The sequence below is a fragment of the Gemella sp. GL1 genome, from assembly GCF_013415365.1.
Taxonomy (GTDB): Bacteria; Bacillota; Bacilli; order Staphylococcales; family Gemellaceae; genus Gemelliphila.
The window spans coordinates 104470-126143 of sequence record NZ_JACBYB010000009.1 but is presented as its reverse complement, the minus strand read 5'-3'; the positions used below and the strand labels follow the sequence as shown (position 1 = coordinate 126143).

Here is a 21674-nt window from a genome sequence, read left to right as displayed (position 1 = left end):
AAGCTAGGCTTTTTCTTATATTCGTTTGTATAAATCTATGAATTCTCTAGACAGTGTTCTAAATAGTTCTGTAGACATAAGCTGATCTTCGGCATGGATTAGAAGTAAATCCATATCTAATTCTTCTCCATTAGCCGTCCTAGTAAGGAGTTTTTGGTGAACTTTATGAGCCAAACTAAAGCTTGAGTCGCCTTCTAAGCATAATTTTTCAGCTTCTTCATATTGTGATTCTTTTGCCTTGTTGATAGCTGTGATATATTTAGATTTAGCCTCTCCTGCGTAAGCTATTAATCTCATAGATGTAATTTTTATCATTTTTTCATTAATTTTAATGCGTATTCAGTAATTGCCAATCCATCAAGATTTGCGTAAGCTTGACTTGAAATTACTTCTACTGGTACATTGGTTAACTTTGAGATTTTTTCTCTTTCAAAAGCTACCTGTGGTGCAAGTAATACAAGGTCAGCTTCAGAAATATTTTCAGAAACATTGACAAAATCTATTCAGAGGTTAACTATAAATCATCTACATATTGTGGGTGATATTTATGATAGAGGGCCTTATCCTGATAAAATAATGGATAGGTTAATGGATTATCATTCTGTTGATATTCAGTGGGGAAACCATGATATTTTATGGATAGGTGCAGCTTCTGGAGACCTTAATTGTATTGCTAATGTGTTAAGGATTTGTGCTAGATACGATAATTTAGATATTATAGAAGATAGATACGGTATTTCTTTAAGAAATTTATTGAATTTCAGTGAAAAATTTTATGGTAATGATGAATGTTTAGAGTTTATGCCTAAGTTAACAAATAAGTGTAAATATAATAGATCAGAAGTTCTCCAGATTGCTAGAATGCACAAGGCTATAGCTATTATTCAATTTAAGCTTGAAAAGCAAATTGTTGATAAACATCCTGAATTTGAATTGCATTCTAGGTTACTTCTAGATAAGATAGATTTTGAGAATTCAAAACTTAGACTGGGAGATAAAGAATATGATATGACTAGTTGTAATTTTCCAACTGTAGATCCTCTTAGCCCTTATAAATTAATTAAAGAGGAAATAGAAGTGATTAATAAATTAAGAGATTTATTTCTTTGTAGTGAGAAGTTAAGAAAGCATATGGATTTTATGGTAAACAAGGGATCTATGTATAAACTTTATGATGGGGATCTATTACTACATGGTTGTATACCTGTTGATCAAGAAGGTAATTTCTTGTCTATGAAGTATGGGGAAACTATGTATGAAGGTAGAGAGCTTTTAGATTTCTTTGATTCTAAGCTAAGGAAAGCATTTTACAGTAATGAGAAAAAGGGGGATGGTGTATTCCTATACCTTTGGCAAGGTGAGAGATCTTCTTTATTTGGTAAAAAAGATATGGCTACTTTTGAAAGATACTTTATAAAAGAGAAAGAAACTCACAAGGAAGTGAAGAATCCTTATTATAAGTTAAGAAATGATGAAGTTTTTGCCAAAAAACTTTTATTAGAATTTGGTTTAGATGAAACGGGACATATTATTAATGGTCATACTCCGGTAAAAGCTGCAGCAGGAGAAGATCCTATAAAAGCTAATGGTAGAGTTATAGTTATTGATGGTGGTATGTCTAAGGCTTATAGTAAGACTACAGGACATGGAGGATATACTTTGACCTATAATTCTTGTGGTCTGCAACTTATAAAGCATGATTTGTTTATAGATAAAGATAATGCTATTGTAGGTGAAACAGATATTTTATCTACTAAGAGGATAGTTGAGCATGAATTGGAAAGAAAGACTATAGCAGAAACAGATATAGGTAAAGAATTACTTAAGCAAATTGAAATATTAAAAGAATTATTAGACTATTATAAATCAGGAGAAATAATGGAATATAAAAAATAAGTTGAGAATTTAAATTCTCAACTTATTTTTTCTTATTATTCTAAATCTAAAATCCAATCAGTTAATTTATCTGCCTCTTTAGGGCCCATAGTATTTTGCTCATAAGTATAGATTGGGGACCCGATAGCTTTATGTTTAGCCAAGATATTGTTGATGTAGTTCCAAGAAACTACGATTTGGTCCCATTTGGAGAAGAGTAGTCTATCTCCTTTGAAACATGCGTCAAGTAATCTTTCGTATGCCTCAGGAGTATTGATTCTATTTTCTAAAATACAGCTTTGGCAGAAGTCCATTGACACTTCTTGTAATTCTTTATCTGTACCTGGCTTTTTAGCGTTGAATTTTAAGTAAATTCCTTCGCTTGGTTGAACCTTTATTATAAGCATGTTTTGGGGTGCGCTATTTTCTGCCTTGAATTTAACGATGACTTGACTTTCTCTAGTAGCCATCTTCTTACCGGTTCTAATGAAGAATGGAACTCCTTGCCATCTTTCATTTTCTATTTCTACTTTCAAGGCAACGTATGTTTCGGTTTTTGAGTTTTCAGAGATGTTGTTTTCTTGCAAGTAGCCATCGTATTGACCCATAACCAAGATATCTTCCACCTTGTTAACAGGTTTTAGGGCCTTTAAAAGTTCTAATTGTTCTCTGTCCATAGAGCTATCTTTAGGTTCTTCCATGGCAACGATGGATAGAACTTGTAGTAGGTGGTTTTGAACCATATCTTTAGTAGCACCTGATTTATCATAGTAACCGGCACGTGTACCGACACCTACAGCTTCAGCAACTGTAATTTGTACACTTTCGATGAAGTCTTTGTTCCAAATTCCCTTGAAGATTGCATTATTGAATCTTACAGAAAGAATGTTTTGAATCATCTCTTTACCTAAGTAATGGTCGATGTGATAGATTTCATCATGCCCGAAAAATTCTTCTAATTTTGAATTTAGTTTAGTAGCGTCATCAAGGTCTGCTCCAAATGGTTTTTCAATAATGATTTTTGCCTTGTTCTGACTACAATATTTTCTAAGTCCTTCAGTAATTGTAAGGAATAATTCAGGAGCAACTGCGTAGTAATAAACATGATCGCTTATTTCTTTGCTAGTGTAAAAATCTTGTAATCTAGCATATTCATCTACGTTTGAAATATCAATTTTAAAGTAAGTTATTCTTTTTGCGAATTCGTTGAAAGTTTCGTCTGCATATTGTTTACGTGAGTATTCTTTCATCCAATTTCTAGCTATTGCTATGTAGTCTTCAGTAGTGTAATCACGACGACCCAGCCCTATAATTTCAAAGTTGTCTTCTAATTTACCAAGTACGTGAAGATTGTACATAGCTGGAAGAAGTTTACGATAAGTTAAATCACCACTCCCTCCGAATAGTGTTATTGCTGTCCTATTTTTCATTATTTCCAACCCAATTATAGTGGAAGAATCCATCTTTATCTGTTCTTTCGAATGTGTGAGCACCGAAGTAATCACGTTGGGCTTGAATTAAGTTTGCTCCAGAGTCAGCTGTTGTTAATATATCTAGATATGTTAAAGCCGATGACATTGATGTTACTGGTAGAGAGTTTTGGATTGCTAATATCACTAATTCACGTAAGCTAGATTGGTTCTTTTTGATAACATCTTTGAAGAATGGATCAAGTAATAGATTATCTAGACTAGGGTTATTTTGGTATGCTTCGATAATGTTTTGTAATAATTTAGCTTGAATTATACATCCTCCACGGAAAATTTTAGCGATTTGTGCATAGTCGAATGACCATCCATATTCAGTTGCAGCAGCTTTTAATAATTTGAAACCTTGGGCGTAAGAAATGATTTTTGCCGCATATAGAGACTCTTTTACGATTTTGATTAAGTTTTCTCTATCTTCAACTAATTTATAAGGATTACGACCGTATTCTTTTTCGGCTAGAATTCTTTCGTCTTTATTTGCTGACATATAGCGGGCGTCTAAGGATGATGAAATTACTGAGATGTCAATTCCTAAATCGACTGCTTGCTCAGTAGTCCACTTACCAGTTCCTTTTTGTCCTGAACGGTCTAGGATTTTATCTACTAGGTAGCCATGACCTTCAGGATCCTTAACCTTGAATATATTGGCTGTGATTTCGATCAGGTAAGATTCTAATTCCTCACCATTCCATTTTTCAAAAATAGTTTGCAATTCTTCATTAGAAAAGCCTCCTAGGTGCTTTAGTACTTTGTAAGCCTCAGAGATTAATTGCATATCTCCGTATTCGATTCCGTTGTGAACCATTTTAACATAATGACCAGCTCCCCCTGTTGAAGTGTATGAACAACATGGAATGTCATTAACTTTAGCTGCGATTGCTTCTAAAATTGGTTGAATTTCTTTATAAGCTTGTTCGTTACCACCAGGCATTATTGCAGGTCCACGTCTAGCACCTTCCTCACCTCCAGAGATACCAACACCGAAGAAGTGGATATTTTTCTCTGACAATTGGTCATATCTTCTTTGTGTATCTTTAAAGAATGAGTTTCCACCATCAATAATGATGTCCCCTTCTTCAACATACTCTAACAATTGATCGATAACTGCATCAACAGGAGCTCCAGCTTTAACCATTATTATAAATTTACGTGGTTTTACAAGGCTTGCTACTAGATCCTTTAGCTCAGCAATTCCTTCTATATTCTCGTGTGGATTATTTTTAATCATATCTTCCATCACTGATGTAGTACGGTTGTATACTGCTACCTTGTATCCATTATCTGCTATATTTAAGGCTAGGTTTGATCCCATAACCGATAGCCCGATAACTGCTATATTATTGTGTGCCATTGTCTTCCTCCCAAATTTTATGATAGAAAAATTATATCATTAATTTTTCATAAAATAAAGAAATTAATCATAAGTGGGGGTTTGAATGATGAAGTTAGAAAAGAGAAACAGGGCTACAAATAGAATACGATGAATTTATGAAATATAACAGATGTAAATTTTCAATTAAATACGATCGTAATCCTTTGTTTAAATTAACTTACTTATTATAAAACAGGTAAAAAACATCTTGAAAAAGTAAAATTTTTTGTTATAATTAAGTATATAAAAATATTTATCATTTCAGGGAGAGGGATTATGAAAAAAAATAATTCTTTAAAAGTTTTATCGTCATTGACGGGAGTTTTTGGTGCTGTTTTGTTAAGTTCTAGCTTAGTTCAAGCAGCAGACAATAATCTTTCAACGACTACAACTTTGGAAAAGCCAATAACAGTAACTACAACTAGTGTAAGTGCTCCGGTAACTAGTAAGGTAGAGCTTACAAGTTCTGTAACTACGACTGCTTCAGCGATTGTTACAAGTGCTCCGGTGACCACTAGTGGACCAGTAGTCACAAGTCTTCCAGTTACTACTATTAATGCTGACCTAGTGGACAAAGTTGATCAGGCAACTCAAACAACAAATAAAGTTACTAGTCCAAATATTAATCATGTTAAAAAGGGAACTGAAACTTTAAGTAGTGAAGATTACAAGAGAAAAACTGCTACTGAATTAGCTGCTATGGTTAAAGAAGGGAAAGTTACTCCAGAAGAACTTGTTGAACTAGCTTTTGTTGAGATAGATAAGCAAGAAGCAAGTCTTAATGCTTTGATTAATGACAAAAGAGAAAATGGGTTAGCTGATGCCAAAAAAAGAGCTCTAGAAGATGCTAGGAAACTAAAATATACGGGGCAGGCATTCTACGGAGTACCTATTGTTGTTAAAGGTTTAGGTCATACATTGGTAGGTGGAGAGGATAGTAGAGGGATGTACTACAATGAACAGAAGACATCTAAGACAGATTCTCGTATTGTAAAAGACTTTAGAGAATTAGGGTTTATTCCTGTGGCTCAATCTAATTATCCAGAACAAGGTTATAGAAATAACACTAACTCTTATTTATTTGGACCATCAAGAAATCCTTGGGATTTAAGACTAAATTCAGGTGGATCATCAGGTGGATCGGCAGCTGCTATTGCATCAGGAATGGTTCCGATAGCAACAGCAAGTGACGCAGGTGGATCTATTAGAATTCCTTCGTCATGGACTGGATTAATAGGTTATAAACCAAGTAGATCAGCTTTTAGAAATGAGCCTACTTCTATAACGTCTCACTTCCCTATTACAAAATCTATAGAAGACACAATAGCTGTGTATAATTTCTATAAAACTAAATATGTAAAAGATGGTAGTGCTAACTTTGTAGAAGATAAAGATCTAAAAAATAATAAAATTGCCTACAGTTTACAATCGCCGATTGGAATTGAAATAAGTGATGATGCTAAAAAAGCTGTCTTAAAAAATGTAGAATTTCTACGTGGACAAGGTTTCGAATTGGAGGAAGTAGATTATCCACTTGATGGAAGAGCCTTGATGCGAGACTATACTGACTACATGATGATGTATGGTGTAAAATTGCCTAAAAATGTTGATAAAACAAAATTAGATCCTATTACTTATGGTATGGCTAGAGTAAAAGTTAATGCAGAAAAAGCCAATCATGTATTTAAAGCAATAGATCTAGCCAAGTATGAGTCTATTATGGGTGAATTTTTCAAAAAATATCCTTTACTGTTGACGGCAACAACAACGACAACAGCACCATTAGCTGAAGATTGGGGTGTAACTGATGAGGATAAAAAACAAATTTTAGATATTGATTCACTTCCTTTTGCAGAACAAATTGAGCTTATGAACAGACAATGGGAACCTATGTTAAGAAGAACTCCTTATACACCGGTAGCTAACCTTTCTGGGGGAGCAGCTGTAAGTTTACCTACTTACTTAACAGCAGATAATTTACCTTTAGGGGTAATGTTCTCGGTTCAAAAAGGTAATGATAATCTTCTATTAAATATGGCTAAATATATGGAAGATAGTAAGAGATTGATTCTTAAGAGTGAGATTGCCAAAGAAGAAGTAGTTGGAAAAGAAAATCCTGTGAAGGAAGAAGAGAAAACTACTACTGAAAATTCAGGAAAAGAACCTGAGAAAACAAATGCTTTGATAGATAATAAATCAAAAGAGGAAGATAAAGTTACAGTTTTACCAACTTCAGACAATAAGAAGTTAACTGAAAAAAATGTTGGAAAAACAAGTGCTTTAATGGTTGATCAATCAAAACAAGAAGTTAAATCTAAGTTTTTATCGGAATCAGAGAGATTTGAATCAAGTGAAAAAATTGTTTCTAAAGCAGAAAAGGGAGGTAAAGTTTTACCTAAAACTTCAAAAGAAATCAGTGATAAAAATGGATTGATTTTTGTTTTAAGTGCTTTTGTAATGCTAGCCTTTTACCTAATCAAAAGACGTGTAAGTAAATAAAGTTTGTGAAAAGCAGAGAAATAATTATTTCTCTGCTTTTTTTCACGATTTTATCTGTAATAATGAAATATAAAAAATATTGTGTTATAATTAAATGGATTATGAATTTTTAAAACTATTACGGAAGGAGGAGTTTTTAGGGTGTATAAAGATGGGATACGTCCACAAAAAGGAGATATTGTTAAGATAATTGCTTATAAACATGACGGATCACTGCATAGGATATGGCACAAAAATACGGTTTTAGAAGCGGATGAAAAAGTTGTTATCCTTTCTAATAATAAAACATCTGTAACAGAGAGCGACGGAAGAACTTGGGTTACAAAAGAAATGGCCTTAGTATATTTTCATGCAGATTGTTGGTTTAATGTTGTGTGTATGTTTAGAGAAGATGGAGTACATTATTACTGTAATCTATCTACTCCTTTTGCTTCTGATGTGGATGGGATAAAATATATTGATTATGATTTAGACATTAAACGCTATCCGGATGGAAAATATTTCTTGTTGGATGAAGATGAATATAATACTCATAAAATGAAGTATAATTATAGTGAGAATATTGATAAAATTTTAAAATATAATTTATCCAAACTGCAACATTGGGTTGAGTATAATTTAGGGCCTTTTTCTAAGGAATTTATACATGTTTGGATAGAAAAATATGAAAATTCTAAGAAGTAGGTTGTTATGTTAAAAGGAACTTTTTCTACAGTGAGTAGAGGAGATGGAATATCTTCAAAAATTGAAAAAGATTTAGAAAAATTTTTATTGATGAAGGGATTAGGTAGGGATGAACTTAGCCCCAACTATGTTTTTGTTATAGGAGGAGATGGTACTGTTTTATCTGCCTTTAGGAAATATATAGAAGTAATTAATGATGTTAAATTTTTATCTATACATACAGGTCACTTAGGTTTTTATACTGACTATCAAGCTAAAGATTATGAAAATATTTTTGAAGATATCTTGACTAAAGAACCTAAGTTAGAGTCTTATCCCCTACTTGAAGTCCAAGCTTATTGCACCAATGGAAATTTGCTTTCCAAGTCTTGTGCATTGAATGAAATTACTTTGAACAATACAAAAGGGAAAACTTACAAATCAGAAATTTATATAGATGATAGGCACTTTGAAAATTTCCGTGGTGACGGAATTTGTATATCTACACCAACCGGTTCTACAGCTTATAATAAAGCTCTAGGCGGAGCGGTTATTAATCCGAATATTGAGGTATTTCAAGCGGCAGAAATAGCAGGACTTAACAATATGCTTTATAGGAGCTTAGGCAACTCAATTGTTTTGTCGAAAAAGGAAAAACTTACTATAAAACCTATGGATCAAGAGGAGAATCATAGACTTAGTATTGATCAATTATTCTATTCTTATGATTCTCTATCAAAGGTAGAGGTTAGTATTTGTAAAGATAAGAGAATTAATTTTATTAGATATAATGAAGTGAGTTTTTGGGATAGAGTAAAGAGGTCTTTTATAGGTGAGTAACATAGTATTGAAATTTAAAGTTGAGGAGGAAGTTCTTTTAAGGGACTTCCTTTTTTTAAAAAAAATATCTAGATCAACTCTGACTAGGATAAAATATGATGAGGGAGGTCTAATTCTTGTTGACGGTAAGGAAGAGGGTGTAAGATATAATTTATCTCCTGGCCAAGAGATTGAGGTACATTTACCTAAAGAAAAATTTTCCCCTAATGTTAGATTTATAGAGGGGGATTTAGCTATTTTGTATGAGGATCAATATTTTATGATTATAGATAAGCCATGGAACTTGGCGACAATTCCTACTAGGGATAAGTTAGATAGTAGTTTGCTAGAAATTGTAAATTATTATTTTAAAAAACAAGGATATACAACCATTCCACACGTAGTTACAAGGCTCGATAGAGACACTAGTGGACTAGTTTTGATTGCTAAGCATAGGTATGTACATGCTTTATTTGAAAAAGTAGATATTGATAAAATATATCTGGCTATTTGTTCTGGTCTAACACCAAAAGAGCTTGTTATTGAAAAGAATATTGCTTTATCCCCTGATTCTATTATTGAAAGAGTAATAAGTGAGGATGGTAAATATGCTAAAACTAAATTAACAAGAATTCTGTATAAAGAAGTGGGAGATTATTCACTTATAAAATTAAAACTTTTCACAGGGAGAACTCATCAAATTAGACTACATTGTAAATCTATAGGTCATGCTTTGTTAGGGGACTTTTTATACGGGATAAAGACAGAACTTATAGATCGCCAAGCTTTGCATGCTCACAAATTAGTTTTTGAACATCCCATAAGTGCTCGTAAACTTAAAATTGTGAGTAAGCTACCTGAAGATATGAAAAGTTTAGTTGAAAATTTTAAAATATAGATTTAAAAAATTGTTTCTTTATATAAGGCTAGACAGCTATAGAGAGAAAGTGCTATACTATTACTAGTATAAATGTTTTAAGAGGAATACAAATGTCAAAATTATTAGAAGATTTAAAATATAGAGGACTTATTCATCAACAAACTGATGAAGAGGGGATAAAAGAATTATTAGAGAGAGAAAGTGTGTCGATTTACTGCGGAACAGATCCAACTGGTAATTCACTACATGTAGGTCACCTATTACCATTCTTAACATTAAAAAGATTTGCCGACTATGGTCATAAACCGGTAGTTTTAGTGGGTGGAGGAACAGGTATTATTGGGGATCCATCTGGACGTAGTGAAGAAAGACAATTACAATCTTTAGAAGTAATTGCTGATAATGCTAAGAGATTGACTAATCAATTGAGCAATATTTTTCGAGACAATAAAGAGATTGATTTTGTAAATAATGCTGATTGGTTAGGAAAAATGTCCATGATAGAATTTTTACGTGATTATGGTAAATTAATCAATATTAATTACATTTTAGCTAAGGATTCGGTATCATCGAGATTAGAAAATGGTCTATCATTTACAGAGTTTTCTTATACCTTATTACAAGGAATAGATTTTGCCTATCTTAATGAACATAAAAATGTTAAGATGCAATTAGGTGGCTCTGATCAATGGGGAAATATTGTAACTGGTCTTGAAATTATGAGAAAATTACGTGGAGATGCTGAAGTTTATGGTTTCACTATTCCATTAATGCTAAAATCTGATGGAACTAAGTTTGGTAAATCAGCTGGGAATGCGGTTTGGTTAGATCCTGAGCAAACAACACCTTATGAATTTTACCAATTTTGGTTTAATACATCTGATGCTGATGTAGTATCAACTCTAAAGAAATTTACCTTCCTAGAAAAGGATGTAATAGAAGAGCTTGCTAAGTCTGTGGAAACAGAAGCACATTTAAGAAAAGCTCAAAAAGTCTTAGCTGAAGAGATGGTAAAAATTGTTCACGGACAAGAGGCGCTTGAATCAGCTTTAAGGGTAACGTCAGCTTTATTTTCTGGAGATATCAAATCACTTACATCAGAGGAATTAGAGCAGGCAGTAAAATCTATGCCTAAAGCAAGTTTGGAGAAGAAAGATTATAACTTAGTAGATTTCTTAATTGAATCTAAATTAGCGCCATCTAAACGTCAAGCACGTGAAGATATATCTAATGGTGCTATCTACCTTAATGGTGAAAAAATTGTAGATTTAGATTACCAAGTAACTGATGAGGATAGATTGGAAGGAGCCTATAGTGTGCTTAGGCGTGGTAAGAAAAAATATTTACTTGTAGATTATAAATAATAATTTGTATATTAATATTTGAAGGAAGTGTCTATTATGAACTTAAAAGAACAAGTTGGTTATAAAGCTGTTGATTTTGTTAAAGATGGTATGGTGGTTGGTTTGGGGACTGGCTCGACGGTTTTCTATTTCATCCATGCTTTAGCGAAAAAAGTTAAAGAGGGACTTAATGTAGAAATGGTATCTACATCTATTCAATCTATTGAACTTGCTGAATCTTTAGGGATGAAAGTGAAAAATTTAGAAGAAGTAGACCGTATAGATATTTGTATTGATGGTGTTGATGAAATAGATAAAGACTTTAATGCTATTAAAGGTGGAGGTGCAGCTTTATTTAGAGAAAAAATAGTTGCTGATATTGCTGAACATGTAGTATGGATATATGATGAGTCTAAAGATGTGGAAAAATTAGGAGCCTTTAATTTACCGGTTGAAATTTTACCTTTTGCTTATAATCATACTATAAGAAAAATGGAAGAATTAGGGCTAAAACCTGTATTAAGATATAAGGATGATAAAGTTTTAGTTACTGATAATGGTAATTTTATAGTGGATTTACATCTTGGTTATGGATTTGACATAAAATCTGTAGAAAATAAACTGGCTAGTGTAGTAGGGCTTGTTGAGCATGGTCTCTTTTTAAATACTTGTAAACACTGTATAAAAGGAACTCCTGATGGACCGATAATAATAGAAAATCCAAATAAATAATAGATAATTAGAAGGGTATAAGTCCCTTCTTTTTTGTTGGAATTTTATGTTTAATTAAGATTACTAGAATTTTGAAAAGATATTTGATATAATAATTACTTGTTATAAAAACAGCTTAATTATATTTATAATCAGAAAGGACATTTAAAATGTTAAAAGAATTTAAAGAGTTTGCTTTAAAAGGTAATGTATTGGACTTAGCTATAGGGGTAGTAATTGCAGGTGCTTTCGGGAAGATTGTTTCATCATTAGTTGCTGATATCATTATGCCACTAATCATGTTATTATTCCCAACGAGACCAGATTTTACATCATTGGTATGGAATGGAATTACATATGGTAAGTTTATCCAAGTTTCAATTGATTTCTTAATCGTTGCATTTGCGATTTTTATGTTTGTTAAAGCTATTAATACAGCTAAAGCTAAAGTTTCTAAAGCTGAAGAAGAAGTGGAAGAAGAAGTTGATTCAAAAGAGGAATTATTAAGAGAAATTCGTGACTTATTGAAAAAGTAGCCTAAAGGATGATATAAAGGCTTTTTCAAAGTCTTAAAATCAAAATAATATAAAGGAAACATAAAAAATAACTATCTTGTGGGGTTGAGTTAGATCTTAAACCATAGATAGTTATTTTTATGTTTAAATTTTGTAAAAATACTCTAAAATAAATGGACTAGTTATTAAGTATCTTTGTTAAAACCCCATACCTTTTTATTAAAGAATTTTGAAATATGATTTTAATCTTCGCCTAAGGTATCGAGATACTCCAATCCCCAAGTTTCAACAGCATCTAAAACAGAACGAAATTTTTCGCCGATCTCTGTTAAACTATATTCCACTCTAGGTGGAACTTCTGCGTAGATTTTACGGCTGACAATATAATCTTTTTCTAATTGTCGTAAATGTCTAGTTAGAACAGTTTGCGTAATCTCTGGAATTAATTTTTGAAGTTCATTAAAACGTTTGGTCCCTGTACTTAGGTGATAAATAATCAGTAAACTCCACTTCCCTGTTAGAACGGTTTGGGTTGTAGCAAAAGGGCAAATTCTATATTCGTTAGTTTTTTTCATTTATTTCTCCTTTAATTTACAACAAAAGTATCGATTATGATACCTACTAACGCAAAATTACGTACTTGTCTTATTTTTTATTTCAATTATAATTATATCATATCAAAAAATTTAAAAGTAGGAGGACATATCATGTCGACAAATTTAGAAATTTTTCATTCTTACAATAATGCCTTAATAGAAGGGGACTTCCCAGCAGTTTTTGAAACAATGGCTGATGATATTATCTGGCATCAACCTGGTAATCATTCAACATCCGGAGTTAAAGTTGGTAAAGAAGTTCTTGGAGCACACTTAGCAAGTTTTGCAGAAAAAACAAATGGAACATTTAAGGTGGTAACTAACTGGGTATCAGCTAATGATAATCTTGTTGCTGCGAATGTAACGTTTCTTGGAACTAGAACAGATGGTGAAGGGTTAAATATGAGTGGTATAGATCTATTTCGTATTGAGAATGGTAAAATCAAGGAAGTTTGGTTATTCTCCTCTGACCAAGAAGTTGAAGATGCTTTTTGGGGATAGTTAGTTTTTCGTCTATCAATAGAGTAATAATTAAAAAGCACAATAAAAATGTGAGAAAAAGTTGATCTTTTAAGTGTTAAGTACTAATTATTTCATATTGTACATTTAACAGAAAAGTAAATAAAATCAGTTTTCTGACATCAGAATGCTGTATTGTTTGAATGATTTGATTTTTTAAAAAAACTTTTGTTGCGTAAAGTGTTTCGTGGTGTATTGAAAAAATAAGAAAATTTTCTAAGTAGCCTGTAAGGGTTACTTTTTTTATTTGTATTTTTATGCTATATTAGAGTAAATGTAGAGATAAAGAGGAGGATTATTTTTTTGAGAGAATTAGAAGCGGTTATTTTTGATTATGATGGGACCCTAGTAGATACAGAAGAAACCTACTATGAGGTTATGGAATATTTGGTAAAGAAATATACGGGAAAACAATTAGAAAAATTAAGTTACATTAGAAATGTATCTGGTACTAGTGTAGAACAGTGCAAAAAATACATAACAGAAACTTTTTCTATGACAGATGAAGAATATGATGTTTTAGAAGATGAATTAAGAGAAGGTATGGGAGAGAAATTAAAACGATCAGCCTTATTGCCTTATATAAAAGAAGTATTTGAATTGCTGAAGGAAAACTCTATAAAAATAGGGATCGCATCTAATGGACTGAAGAAACATATTGAATCTGGTTTAAAATATCATGGTTTATATGAATTGGTTGATGATATTGTTACCAAGTATGATGTAGATCGAGCTAAACCAGCTCCAGATATTTATTTGAAATCAGCTGATAGATTGGGTGTAAATATAAAAAATTGTGTAGCTGTTGAAGATTCTAAACCTGGAGCTACTGCAGCAGCAGCTTCAGGAGCTTATCTAATATTGCAAACAAATAGTATAACTAAACATATAGATTTTTCTGGTGTGAAATATAAGGAAAGAGATGTTAATCTATACGAAAGAATTGAATCTTTCCTAAAGGGAGGGATAGAGAATGTTTAAAGCTAAATCCAGTTTAAGTGAAGGTTTTGAAGTGTCGGCCTACAGTACAAATGATAATAATTATAAATTATTTTTTGGAAAAGAAAAAGATGGGCCTATGGACTTGTTTACAGTTGCCTTTTCTGCCTGTATACTTATGTGTGCTAAGGGATATTTTGTAAGACGTTATAATGATAGAAGTGTAGAGATCGACATTGAGTTAGATGTAGATTATGAAAAAAGGTTGTGTAATTCCAAATTAATAGTTAATTATCCGAATTTATCAGAAGGTGATGAGAAGGGAATATTAGAAAATATAAAGTTACGTTGTAAAGTATCTCATTTTTTATCTGATGATATTGAAAAGAATTATAAAATAGTAAAAAAAGAAGAAGTATAATCTTCTTCTTTTTGTTTTTGGATATTATTTGATTTATTTTCTATTATTATAATATAATAGAGTCAGAGTCTAAAGAATTTTTATATTTTACTTAAAAAATATAAAAAGACCTTGCATTAAGTTATGTAATAGTGTATAATAATAATGTTGGTCTTTACCAAAAGACTTGCGATGAAGCGAAAGGTTACTGACACGCCCGGCCGCTTTGCCATGGCATGGCGTTGCTGGAGAACTTTCGTGGAGAAGTCATTGCTATGACGATGGCGAATATACATATATAGGAGGAAAATGATGGCAAAACAAAGAATACGTATCCGTTTAAAAGGATATGATCACAGATTAGTAGACCAAAGTGCAGAAAAAATCGTTGAAACTGCAAAACGTTCAGGAGCAAAGGTATCAGGACCAATTCCGTTACCAACTGAAAAAGCAGTATACACAATCTTACGTTCAGTTCACATCTATAAAGATAGCCGTGAGCAATTTGAACAACGTACTCACAAACGTCTAATAGATATTATTGAGCCAACACAAAAAACAGTTGATTCTCTAATGAGTTTAAACTTACCATCAGGTGTTGACATCGAATTAAAATTATAAAAATCAGGAGGTGACTTTCGATGACTAAAGGTATCTTAGGAAGAAAAGTTGGTATGACTCAAGTTTTCGCTGAGAACGGAGAATTAATTCCAGTAACAGTAGTTGAAGCTAAAGGAAATGTCGTACTACAAAAGAAAACAGAAGAAGTAGAAGGATACAACGCAATCCAATTAGGATTTGATGACAAACGTCCTTACGATAAAGAACGTAAAGATCGTTTGGTAAAAGTAGCTAACAAACCAGAGCAAGGACATGCTGCAAAAGCTAATACTGCTCCAAAACGTTTTGTTCGTGAAATTAGAAACGCTGATTTATCAGCATATGAATTAGGTCAAGAAGTCCAAGTTGATATTTTTGCAACAGGAGACTTAGTTGACGTAACAGGAGTAAGTAAAGGTAAAGGATTCCAAGGGGCAATCAAGCGTCACGGACAAAGTCGTGGACCTATGGCTCACGGTTCTCGTTACCACCGTCGTCCTGGGTCAATGGGACCTGTAGCACCTAACCGTGTATTTAAAGGTAAAGCATTACCTGGACAAATGGGTGGAGTTACAGTAACCACTCAAAATCTAGAAGTTGTAGCTGTAGACGTAGAAAACGGAGTTATCTTAATCAAAGGATGTATCCCAGGATCTAAGAAAGGTTTCGTGAAAATCCAATCAGCAGTGAAATCTGCTAAATAAGAAATACACGGAAGGAGGAAATAGCACATGACACAATTAGATTTATTTAAACAAGATGGTACTAAAGTAGGTGTGGTTGAAGCTAATGATGCAGTATTTGCAATCGAACCAAATCAACACGTATTATTCCAAGCTGTTACATTGCAAAGAGCATCACTACGTCAAGGTACTCACAAAACTAAAGGACGTTCTGAAGTTTCAGGTGGTGGTCGTAAACCATGGCGTCAAAAAGGAACAGGACGTGCTCGTCACGGGTCTATCCGTTCACCACAATGGCGTGGAGGTGGAGTTGTATTTGGACCGACACCACGTGATTATGGATTCAAAATGCCACGTAAAATGCGTCGTCTAGCCCTGCGTTCAGCTTTATCTTCTAAAGTTGCAGCTAACGAAGTATTTGCATTAGAATCATTATCATTTGATTCTATTAAAACTAAAAACTTTAAAAACATGTTATCAGGTTTAAACCTAGATAAAAAGGTATTATTCGTAGTATCTGAATACGAAGAAAATGCATTATTATCAGGAAGAAACATTCCAGGAGTTACAATTGTTGAATCTACAGGATTAAACGTAGTAGACATTTTAGGACACAACAAAGTTGTATTTACTAAAGATGCAGTAGAAAAAGTTGGGGAGGTATTAGCATAATGGAAGCTAGAGATGTTATCAAACGCCCTGTACTAACTGAAAGATCGTATTTGTTAATGCAAGAAAATAAATACACTTTCTTAGTAGACACAAGAGCTCACAAAACTCAAATTAAGCAAGCTATCGAAGAAATCTTCGGAGTTAAAGTTGAAAAAGTGAATGTAATGAACTACAAGGCTAAATTCCGTCGTGTTGGAAGACATGCTGGATATACAGCTAAAAAACGTAAAGCTATAGTTAAATTAGCTGAAGGACAAACGATCGAAGGATTATTTGCATAATCTAAATAAACATAAACCATTATGGAGGAAAATGACAAATGGCTATTAAAGTATATAAAGCTATAACTAATGGTCGTCGTAACATGACATCATTAGACTTTGCAGAAATAACTGCAACAAAACCAGAAAAGTCATTATTAGCGCCGCTACCGAAAAAAGCGGGAAGAAACAATCAAGGTAAAATTACTGTTCGTCACAATGGTGGAGGACACAAGAAACAATACCGTATTATTGACTTCAAGAGAAATAAAGATAACGTACCAGCAAAAGTTGCAACTGTAGAATACGATCCAAATCGTTCTGCCAACATCGCATTATTACACTATGCTGATGGAGAAAAACGTTACATCTTAGCTCCTAAAGAAATCGAAGTAGGACAAGTAGTAGTATCAGGATTAGAAGTGGATATCAAAGTTGGTAATGCATTACCATTAGCTAACATTCCAGTAGGTACATTGATCCACAATATTGAATTAAAACCTGGAAAAGGTGGACAATTAGTACGTTCTGCAGGAGCAAGTGCTCAAGTACTTGGTAAAGAAGGAAAATACGTATTAGTAAGACTTAAATCAGGTGAAGTAAGAATGATTTTAGCAACTTGCCGTGCTACAATCGGTGAAGTTGGTAATGAACAACACGGATTAGTTAACATCGGTAAAGCCGGAAGAACTCGTTGGTTAGGTAAAAGACCTACAGTTCGTGGATCTGTTATGAACCCTAACGATCACCCACACGGTGGAGGGGAAGGGCGTACATCAATCGGGCGTAAATCACCTATGTCACCATGGGGGAAACCTACTCTTGGTAAGAAAACTCGTTCTAAGAAAGCTCGTTCAAACAAATTTATCGTACGTGCTCGTAACAAATAGTAAAATAGCTAGATTTGGTAAGGAGCAAGAGCTCTTTACCGAATACAAAGCATATAGCATTCGAAAGGAGATAACACAATGGCTCGTAGCTTAAAAAAAGGAGCATTCGCTGATCACCACTTATTAGCAAAAGTTGAGAAAATGAATGCACAAGAAAAAAAGCAAGTAATTAAAACTTGGTCACGTCGTTCAACAATTTTCCCTTCTTTCATGGGACTAACTTTTGCTGTATATGACGGAAGAAAACATGTACCTGTATACGTAACTGAAGATATGGTAGGACACAAACTTGGAGAATTCGCTCCAACAAGAACTTACAAAGGTCACGTTGCAGACGACAAAAAAACAAGAAGAAAATAATTAATAAGATAATTCAAGGAGGCACCTCATGGAGTCAAAAGCAATCGCTAAGACTGTCCGCATAGCGCCGCGTAAAGTAAGATTAGTACTAGATTTAGTACGTGGTAAAAAAGTGGGCGAAGCATTAGGAATTTTAGAATTCACACCTAGAGCAGCTTCATTACCAGTAGCTAAAGTAATTAAATCAGCTGCTGCAAATGCTGAACATAACTACGGAATGAACGTAGAAGACTTAGTAGTATCACAAGCTTTTGCAAACGAAGGACCAACTCTTAAGAGATTCCGTCCACGTGCAAAAGGATCTGCAAGTGCAATTAACAAAAGAACAAGTCATATTACAATTGTATTAAGTGACAATAAATAATTTTTAGTATATCTAAAACTCAAAAGGAGGCAATACTGTGGGTCAAAAAGTACATCCAATAGGATTACGTGTTGGAGTTATTCGTGATTGGGATTCAAAATGGTATGCAGAAAAAGATTTCGCAGCTAACTTACACGAAGATTTCAGAATACGTGAATTCATCAGTAAACAATTAAAAGACGCTTCAGTTTCTAAAGTTGAAATTGAAAGATTTGATAAAAAAGTAAATATCTCAGTTCACACTGGTAAACCAGGAATGGTAATCGGTAAAGGTGGAGCTGAAATCGATAAATTAAGATTATCATTAAACAAATTAACTGGAAAAAGAGTACACATCAATGTAGTGGAAATTAAAAAAGTTGATATCGATGCTAAACTAGTTGCGGAAAGCATTGCTCGTCAATTAGAGGCTCGTGTATCATTCCGTCGTGCTCAAAAACAAGCTATTCAAAGAGCAGTAAGAGCAGGAGCTAAAGGAATTAAAACTCAAGTATCAGGTCGTTTAGGAGGAGCAGATATGGCTCGTGCTGAAGGATATTCAGAAGGTTCTGTACCTTTACATACTTTAAGAGCTGATATTGATTATGCTCATGAAGAAGCTGATACTACTTACGGTAAACTTGGAGTTAAAGTTTGGATTAACCGTGGTGAAGTATTACCAACAAAAAAATCTGAAAAAGGAGGTAACTAATTTATGTTAATGCCTAAACGTGTAAAATATCGTCGTCAACATAGACAAACAACAAAAGGTAAAGCTAAAGGTGGAACAGTAGTAGATTTCGGTGAATTCGGATTACAAGCTACTAGTGCATCAAGAGTTACTTCTCGTCAAATTGAATCAGCACGTATCGCGATGACTCGTTATATGAAACGTGGTGGTAAAGTTTGGATTAAAATCTTCCCTCACATGCCTTACACTAAAAAACCATTAGAAGTACGTATGGGATCTGGTAAAGGTGCTGTTGAAGGATGGGTTGCAATTGTAAAACCAGGTAGAGTGATGTTTGAAGTTGCAGGAGTAAGTGAAGAGGTTGCTCGTGAAGCTTTAAGATTAGCATCTCACAAATTACCTGTTAGATGTAAATTTGTAAAACGTGAAGAAACAGGTGGTGAAGCATAATGAAAACAAGAGAATTCAAATCTATGATTAAAGAATTAACTTCACAAGAGTTAGAAACAAAAATCAAAGAATTAAAAGAAGAGCTTTTCAACTTACGCTTCCAATTGGCAACTGGTCAATTAGAAAATACAGCTCGTATTAGTCAAGTTAGAAAATCAATCGCTCGTATGAAAACTGTTATTCGCGAAAGAGAATTAGCGAATAAATAATATTGGAGGCAACTATGACTGAAAGAAATGATAGAAAAGTTTACGTTGGTAAAGTTGTTTCGACTAAAATGGAAAAAACAATTACTGTATTAGTAGAAACATACAAAAAACACCCATTATATGGAAAACGCGTAAAATATTCAAAAAAATTCAAGGCTCATGATGAAAATAATGTAGCAAAAATTAATGATATCGTTAAAATTATGGAAACTCGTCCATTATCTGCAACTAAGAACTTCCGTTTAGTAGAAGTTGTTGAAGAAGCAGTAATTATCTAAGAAAAGTATAAATATATACTCTAAGAAGGAGGCAAAAAGCGTATGATTCAACAAGAAACTCGCTTAAAAGTAGCTGATAACTCAGGAGCTAAAGAAGTTTTAACAATCAAAGTACTTGGTGGTTCAGGGCGTAAAATCGCAAATATTGGTGATGTAATTGTATGTTCTGTAAAGAAAGCAACACCAGGTGGAGTTGTTAAGAAAGGTGAAGTAGTTAAGGCTGTAGTAGTTCGTACAAAAACAGGAGCTCGTCGTAATGACGGTTCATACATTAAATTTGATGAAAATGCTTGTGTAATTATCCGTGATGATAAGAGTCCACGTGGTACACGTATCTTTGGACCAGTTGCTCGTGAATTAAGAGACGGGAACTATATGAAGATCGTATCACTAGCTCCAGAAGTATTATAATCACTTAAGTAAAAGTAGAAATAAAGAAGGAGGCTAACAAGACATGTTCATTAAAAAAGGTGACAAGGTCGTAGTAATTACCGGAAAAGATAAAGGTAAAGTTGGGATTGTAAAAGAAGCTTTACCAAAAGAAGATCGTGTAGTTGTTGAAGGTGTAAACATTGTTAAAAAACATACTAAATCATCTCAAGAAGCACCTCAAGGTGGAAGAATTGAGTTTGAAGCACCAGTTCACGTATCTAACGTAATGTTACAAGATCCTGAAACTGGAAAACCAACAAGAGTAGGTTTTGAAGTTAAAGATGGTAAAAAAGTACGTATATCTAAAAAATCTGGAAAAGAAATATAATTAAAAGTTGAGAAAGGAGGCACTATATTAGATGGCTCGTTTAGAAGATAAATTTAAAACAGAGATAACAAAAGAATTAATGACAAAATTCGGATACAAGAGCGTAATGCAAGTACCGAAGATTGATAAAATAGTAATTAACATGGGTGTAGGTGACGCAGTTCAAAACTCTAAAAACCTAGACAACGCAGTTGCAGAATTAACTTTAATATCTGGGCAAAAACCATTAGTAACTAAAGCTAAAAAATCTATAGCTACTTACCGTTTACGTGAAGGTATGCCAATCGGTACAAAAGTTACTTTACGTGGAGAAAGAATGTATGAATTCTTCGACAAATTAGTAACAGTTTCACTTCCACGTGTACGTGACTTCCATGGTGTTTCTAAAAAAGCATTTGATGGTCGTGGAAACTATACTCTAGGGGTTAAAGAACAATTAATTTTCCCAGAGATCGATTTCGATAAAGTAAGCAAAGTTCGTGGTATGGACATAGTAATAGTAACTACAGCTAACACTGATGAAGAAGCTCGTGAGTTATTAACACTTTGTGGAATGCCTTTTGCAAAATAATAATAGAGAGGTAATACAATGGCTAAAAAATCAATGGTAGAGCGTGAATTAAAACGCCAAAAATTAGTTGACAAATATGCAGCTAAGAGAGAAGAATTAAAAGCTAAAGGTGATTACATCGGATTAAGCAAACTTCCAAAAAACTCAGCGCCAGCAAGACTACGTAACCGTTGTTCAATAACTGGACGTCCACACGGATACATTGGAAAATTCGGGATTTCTCGTATTAAATTCCGTGAGTTAGCTTACAAAGGTCAAATCCCTGGAGTTAAAAAAGCATCTTGGTAAT

At 33.3% G+C, this 21674-nt stretch carries 31 protein-coding genes; 26 read left to right on the top strand and 5 right to left on the bottom strand.

From position 1 onward, the window contains the following. Nucleotides 1-15: 15 nt before the first annotated feature. Together HZY82_RS01750 and HZY82_RS06680 are read right to left on the bottom strand one after the other, a co-directional pair. Nucleotides 16-315, bottom strand: coding sequence for a PTS sugar transporter subunit IIA (locus HZY82_RS01750; protein ID WP_179938495.1), 300 nt, complete (start codon nucleotides 313-315; stop codon nucleotides 16-18). Further along, nucleotides 312-476, bottom strand: a complete 165-nt coding sequence (locus HZY82_RS06680; RefSeq protein WP_368667345.1) for a hypothetical protein — start codon at nucleotides 474-476, stop codon at nucleotides 312-314. Before HZY82_RS06680 ends, HZY82_RS01750 begins: the two co-directional genes overlap by 4 nt. Here HZY82_RS06680 and HZY82_RS01740 point away from each other — a divergent pair. Next, nucleotides 403-1896 carry a fructose-bisphosphatase class III gene (locus HZY82_RS01740; protein WP_228098205.1) on the top strand — a complete coding sequence of 498 codons (1494 nt, stop codon included), beginning with the start codon at nucleotides 403-405 and terminating at the stop codon, nucleotides 1894-1896. The two genes, HZY82_RS06680 and HZY82_RS01740, sit on opposite strands and share 74 nt — an antisense overlap. A gap of 35 nt (nucleotides 1897-1931) precedes the next feature. Here HZY82_RS01740 and zwf read toward each other — a convergent pair whose 3' ends face one another. Both zwf and gnd read right to left on the bottom strand, forming a co-directional pair. Next, complete coding sequence (gene zwf, locus HZY82_RS01735) at nucleotides 1932-3305, bottom strand: glucose-6-phosphate dehydrogenase (RefSeq protein ID WP_179938493.1); 1374 nt, start codon at nucleotides 3303-3305, stop codon at nucleotides 1932-1934. Next, nucleotides 3295-4713: a decarboxylating NADP(+)-dependent phosphogluconate dehydrogenase gene (gnd, locus tag HZY82_RS01730; protein ID WP_135156400.1), complete on the bottom strand. Its 1419-nt coding sequence runs from the start codon at nucleotides 4711-4713 to the stop codon at nucleotides 3295-3297. Before gnd ends, zwf begins: the two co-directional genes overlap by 11 nt. Before the next feature lie 297 nt (nucleotides 4714-5010). Between gnd and HZY82_RS01725 the strand changes: the two genes are divergently transcribed. The 7 genes from HZY82_RS01725 to mscL all read left to right on the top strand — a co-directional run bounded on the left by HZY82_RS01725 (nucleotide 5011) and on the right by mscL (nucleotide 12185). Next, nucleotides 5011-7233: an amidase family protein gene (locus HZY82_RS01725; RefSeq protein WP_135156401.1), complete on the top strand. Its 2223-nt coding sequence runs from the start codon at nucleotides 5011-5013 to the stop codon at nucleotides 7231-7233. A gap of 141 nt (nucleotides 7234-7374) precedes the next feature. Beyond that, nucleotides 7375-7917, top strand: coding sequence for a DUF402 domain-containing protein (locus tag HZY82_RS01720; protein ID WP_135156402.1), 543 nt, complete (start codon nucleotides 7375-7377; stop codon nucleotides 7915-7917). Between the two features lie 6 nt (nucleotides 7918-7923). After that, the gene (locus tag HZY82_RS01715; protein ID WP_135156403.1) at nucleotides 7924-8736 is read left to right on the top strand and encodes an NAD kinase; all 813 of its coding nucleotides are present in this window, start codon (nucleotides 7924-7926) and stop codon (nucleotides 8734-8736) included. Next, complete coding sequence (locus HZY82_RS01710; protein ID WP_135156404.1) at nucleotides 8729-9613, top strand: RluA family pseudouridine synthase; 885 nt, start codon at nucleotides 8729-8731, stop codon at nucleotides 9611-9613. Before HZY82_RS01715 ends, HZY82_RS01710 begins: the two co-directional genes overlap by 8 nt. Nucleotides 9614-9705: 92 nt before the next feature. After that, nucleotides 9706-10959, top strand: coding sequence for a tyrosine--tRNA ligase (gene tyrS / locus HZY82_RS01705; protein WP_135156405.1), 1254 nt, complete (start codon nucleotides 9706-9708; stop codon nucleotides 10957-10959). 36 nt (nucleotides 10960-10995) lie between these two features. Further along, the gene (rpiA, locus tag HZY82_RS01700; protein WP_135156406.1) at nucleotides 10996-11670 is read left to right on the top strand and encodes a ribose-5-phosphate isomerase RpiA; all 675 of its coding nucleotides are present in this window, start codon (nucleotides 10996-10998) and stop codon (nucleotides 11668-11670) included. A 149-nt stretch (nucleotides 11671-11819) separates the two neighbouring features. Then, entirely contained in the window at nucleotides 11820-12185 is a 366-nt protein-coding gene (gene mscL, locus HZY82_RS01695; protein WP_135156407.1) for a large conductance mechanosensitive channel protein MscL, read from the top strand. 221 nt (nucleotides 12186-12406) lie between these two features. Here mscL and HZY82_RS01690 read toward each other — a convergent pair whose 3' ends face one another. Beyond that, nucleotides 12407-12739, bottom strand: a complete 333-nt coding sequence (locus tag HZY82_RS01690; RefSeq protein ID WP_179938491.1) for a winged helix-turn-helix transcriptional regulator — start codon at nucleotides 12737-12739, stop codon at nucleotides 12407-12409. Between the two features lie 132 nt (nucleotides 12740-12871). Between HZY82_RS01690 and HZY82_RS01685 the strand changes: the two genes are divergently transcribed. The 18 genes from HZY82_RS01685 (at nucleotide 12872) to rpsN (ending at nucleotide 21673) form a co-directional block, all read left to right on the top strand. Continuing rightward, nucleotides 12872-13261, top strand: a complete 390-nt coding sequence (locus HZY82_RS01685) for a nuclear transport factor 2 family protein (protein WP_135156409.1) — start codon at nucleotides 12872-12874, stop codon at nucleotides 13259-13261. Nucleotides 13262-13582: 321 nt separating this feature from the next. After that, complete coding sequence (locus HZY82_RS01680) at nucleotides 13583-14260, top strand: HAD family hydrolase (protein WP_135156410.1); 678 nt, start codon at nucleotides 13583-13585, stop codon at nucleotides 14258-14260. Continuing rightward, entirely contained in the window at nucleotides 14253-14639 is a 387-nt protein-coding gene (locus HZY82_RS01675; protein WP_135156411.1) for an OsmC family protein, read from the top strand. Before HZY82_RS01680 ends, HZY82_RS01675 begins: the two co-directional genes overlap by 8 nt. Nucleotides 14640-14930: 291 nt before the next feature. Then, nucleotides 14931-15239 carry a 30S ribosomal protein S10 gene (gene rpsJ, locus HZY82_RS01670; protein ID WP_135156412.1) on the top strand — a complete coding sequence of 103 codons (309 nt, stop codon included), beginning with the start codon at nucleotides 14931-14933 and terminating at the stop codon, nucleotides 15237-15239. 20 nt (nucleotides 15240-15259) lie between these two features. Then, on the top strand, nucleotides 15260-15922 hold the full coding sequence (gene rplC, locus HZY82_RS01665; protein WP_135156413.1) for a 50S ribosomal protein L3: 663 nt from the start codon (nucleotides 15260-15262) through the stop codon (nucleotides 15920-15922). Between the two features lie 27 nt (nucleotides 15923-15949). Next, nucleotides 15950-16573 (top strand): 50S ribosomal protein L4, encoded by a 624-nt coding sequence (gene rplD, locus HZY82_RS01660; RefSeq protein WP_179938489.1) that lies wholly within the window; start codon nucleotides 15950-15952, stop codon nucleotides 16571-16573. Beyond that, complete coding sequence (rplW, locus tag HZY82_RS01655; RefSeq protein ID WP_135156415.1) at nucleotides 16573-16854, top strand: 50S ribosomal protein L23; 282 nt, start codon at nucleotides 16573-16575, stop codon at nucleotides 16852-16854. The genes rplD and rplW overlap by 1 nt, the downstream gene beginning before the upstream one ends. A gap of 38 nt (nucleotides 16855-16892) precedes the next feature. Continuing rightward, complete coding sequence (gene rplB, locus HZY82_RS01650; protein WP_135156416.1) at nucleotides 16893-17723, top strand: 50S ribosomal protein L2; 831 nt, start codon at nucleotides 16893-16895, stop codon at nucleotides 17721-17723. 78 nt (nucleotides 17724-17801) lie between these two features. Further along, nucleotides 17802-18083: a 30S ribosomal protein S19 gene (gene rpsS / locus HZY82_RS01645; protein ID WP_135156417.1), complete on the top strand. Its 282-nt coding sequence runs from the start codon at nucleotides 17802-17804 to the stop codon at nucleotides 18081-18083. Nucleotides 18084-18111: 28 nt separating this feature from the next. Then, nucleotides 18112-18447: a 50S ribosomal protein L22 gene (gene rplV / locus HZY82_RS01640; RefSeq protein ID WP_135156418.1), complete on the top strand. Its 336-nt coding sequence runs from the start codon at nucleotides 18112-18114 to the stop codon at nucleotides 18445-18447. Nucleotides 18448-18484: 37 nt separating this feature from the next. After that, nucleotides 18485-19138, top strand: coding sequence for a 30S ribosomal protein S3 (rpsC, locus tag HZY82_RS01635; RefSeq protein WP_135156419.1), 654 nt, complete (start codon nucleotides 18485-18487; stop codon nucleotides 19136-19138). A gap of 3 nt (nucleotides 19139-19141) precedes the next feature. Next, nucleotides 19142-19567, top strand: coding sequence for a 50S ribosomal protein L16 (gene rplP / locus HZY82_RS01630; RefSeq protein WP_179938487.1), 426 nt, complete (start codon nucleotides 19142-19144; stop codon nucleotides 19565-19567). Then, entirely contained in the window at nucleotides 19567-19776 is a 210-nt protein-coding gene (rpmC, locus tag HZY82_RS01625) for a 50S ribosomal protein L29 (protein WP_135156421.1), read from the top strand. The genes rplP and rpmC overlap by 1 nt, the downstream gene beginning before the upstream one ends. Before the next feature lie 14 nt (nucleotides 19777-19790). Then, complete coding sequence (gene rpsQ, locus HZY82_RS01620) at nucleotides 19791-20054, top strand: 30S ribosomal protein S17 (RefSeq protein WP_135156422.1); 264 nt, start codon at nucleotides 19791-19793, stop codon at nucleotides 20052-20054. Between the two features lie 42 nt (nucleotides 20055-20096). Then, nucleotides 20097-20465, top strand: a complete 369-nt coding sequence (rplN, locus tag HZY82_RS01615) for a 50S ribosomal protein L14 (protein ID WP_135156423.1) — start codon at nucleotides 20097-20099, stop codon at nucleotides 20463-20465. A gap of 43 nt (nucleotides 20466-20508) precedes the next feature. After that, nucleotides 20509-20814 carry a 50S ribosomal protein L24 gene (gene rplX, locus HZY82_RS01610; RefSeq protein WP_135156424.1) on the top strand — a complete coding sequence of 102 codons (306 nt, stop codon included), beginning with the start codon at nucleotides 20509-20511 and terminating at the stop codon, nucleotides 20812-20814. 31 nt (nucleotides 20815-20845) lie between these two features. Further along, a complete protein-coding gene (rplE, locus tag HZY82_RS01605; RefSeq protein WP_135156425.1) occupies nucleotides 20846-21385 on the top strand; it encodes a 50S ribosomal protein L5 in 540 nt (179 codons plus the stop codon). An 18-nt stretch (nucleotides 21386-21403) separates the two neighbouring features. Then, nucleotides 21404-21673 carry a 30S ribosomal protein S14 gene (rpsN, locus tag HZY82_RS01600; RefSeq protein ID WP_135156426.1) on the top strand — a complete coding sequence of 90 codons (270 nt, stop codon included), beginning with the start codon at nucleotides 21404-21406 and terminating at the stop codon, nucleotides 21671-21673. The last annotated feature ends 1 nt before the right edge of the window (nucleotide 21674 follow it).

Coding starts and splice junctions, on each gene's coding strand:
- rplX (WP_135156424.1), top strand. CDS start 20,509: ATGTTCATTAAAAAAGGTGACAAGGTCGTAGTAATTACCGGAAAAGAT.
- HZY82_RS01675 (WP_135156411.1), top strand. CDS start 14,253: ATGTTTAAAGCTAAATCCAGTTTAAGTGAAGGTTTTGAAGTGTCGGCC.
- rplN (WP_135156423.1), top strand. CDS start 20,097: ATGATTCAACAAGAAACTCGCTTAAAAGTAGCTGATAACTCAGGAGCT.
- HZY82_RS01725 (WP_135156401.1), top strand. CDS start 5,011: ATGAAAAAAAATAATTCTTTAAAAGTTTTATCGTCATTGACGGGAGTT.
- rplP (WP_179938487.1), top strand. CDS start 19,142: ATGTTAATGCCTAAACGTGTAAAATATCGTCGTCAACATAGACAAACA.
- rpsN (WP_135156426.1), top strand. CDS start 21,404: ATGGCTAAAAAATCAATGGTAGAGCGTGAATTAAAACGCCAAAAATTA.
- HZY82_RS01715 (WP_135156403.1), top strand. CDS start 7,924: ATGTTAAAAGGAACTTTTTCTACAGTGAGTAGAGGAGATGGAATATCT.
- rpsS (WP_135156417.1), top strand. CDS start 17,802: ATGGCTCGTAGCTTAAAAAAAGGAGCATTCGCTGATCACCACTTATTA.
- rplB (WP_135156416.1), top strand. CDS start 16,893: ATGGCTATTAAAGTATATAAAGCTATAACTAATGGTCGTCGTAACATG.
- mscL (WP_135156407.1), top strand. CDS start 11,820: ATGTTAAAAGAATTTAAAGAGTTTGCTTTAAAAGGTAATGTATTGGAC.
- rplW (WP_135156415.1), top strand. CDS start 16,573: ATGGAAGCTAGAGATGTTATCAAACGCCCTGTACTAACTGAAAGATCG.
- HZY82_RS01750 (WP_179938495.1), bottom strand. CDS start 315: ATGATAAAAATTACATCTATGAGATTAATAGCTTACGCAGGAGAGGCT.
- HZY82_RS01685 (WP_135156409.1), top strand. CDS start 12,872: ATGTCGACAAATTTAGAAATTTTTCATTCTTACAATAATGCCTTAATA.
- rplC (WP_135156413.1), top strand. CDS start 15,260: ATGACTAAAGGTATCTTAGGAAGAAAAGTTGGTATGACTCAAGTTTTC.
- rpmC (WP_135156421.1), top strand. CDS start 19,567: ATGAAAACAAGAGAATTCAAATCTATGATTAAAGAATTAACTTCACAA.
- rplD (WP_179938489.1), top strand. CDS start 15,950: ATGACACAATTAGATTTATTTAAACAAGATGGTACTAAAGTAGGTGTG.
- HZY82_RS01690 (WP_179938491.1), bottom strand. CDS start 12,739: ATGAAAAAAACTAACGAATATAGAATTTGCCCTTTTGCTACAACCCAA.
- rpsQ (WP_135156422.1), top strand. CDS start 19,791: ATGACTGAAAGAAATGATAGAAAAGTTTACGTTGGTAAAGTTGTTTCG.
- rpsJ (WP_135156412.1), top strand. CDS start 14,931: ATGGCAAAACAAAGAATACGTATCCGTTTAAAAGGATATGATCACAGA.
- gnd (WP_135156400.1), bottom strand. CDS start 4,713: ATGGCACACAATAATATAGCAGTTATCGGGCTATCGGTTATGGGATCA.
- rplV (WP_135156418.1), top strand. CDS start 18,112: ATGGAGTCAAAAGCAATCGCTAAGACTGTCCGCATAGCGCCGCGTAAA.
- rpiA (WP_135156406.1), top strand. CDS start 10,996: ATGAACTTAAAAGAACAAGTTGGTTATAAAGCTGTTGATTTTGTTAAA.
- tyrS (WP_135156405.1), top strand. CDS start 9,706: ATGTCAAAATTATTAGAAGATTTAAAATATAGAGGACTTATTCATCAA.
- zwf (WP_179938493.1), bottom strand. CDS start 3,305: ATGAAAAATAGGACAGCAATAACACTATTCGGAGGGAGTGGTGATTTA.
- rplE (WP_135156425.1), top strand. CDS start 20,846: ATGGCTCGTTTAGAAGATAAATTTAAAACAGAGATAACAAAAGAATTA.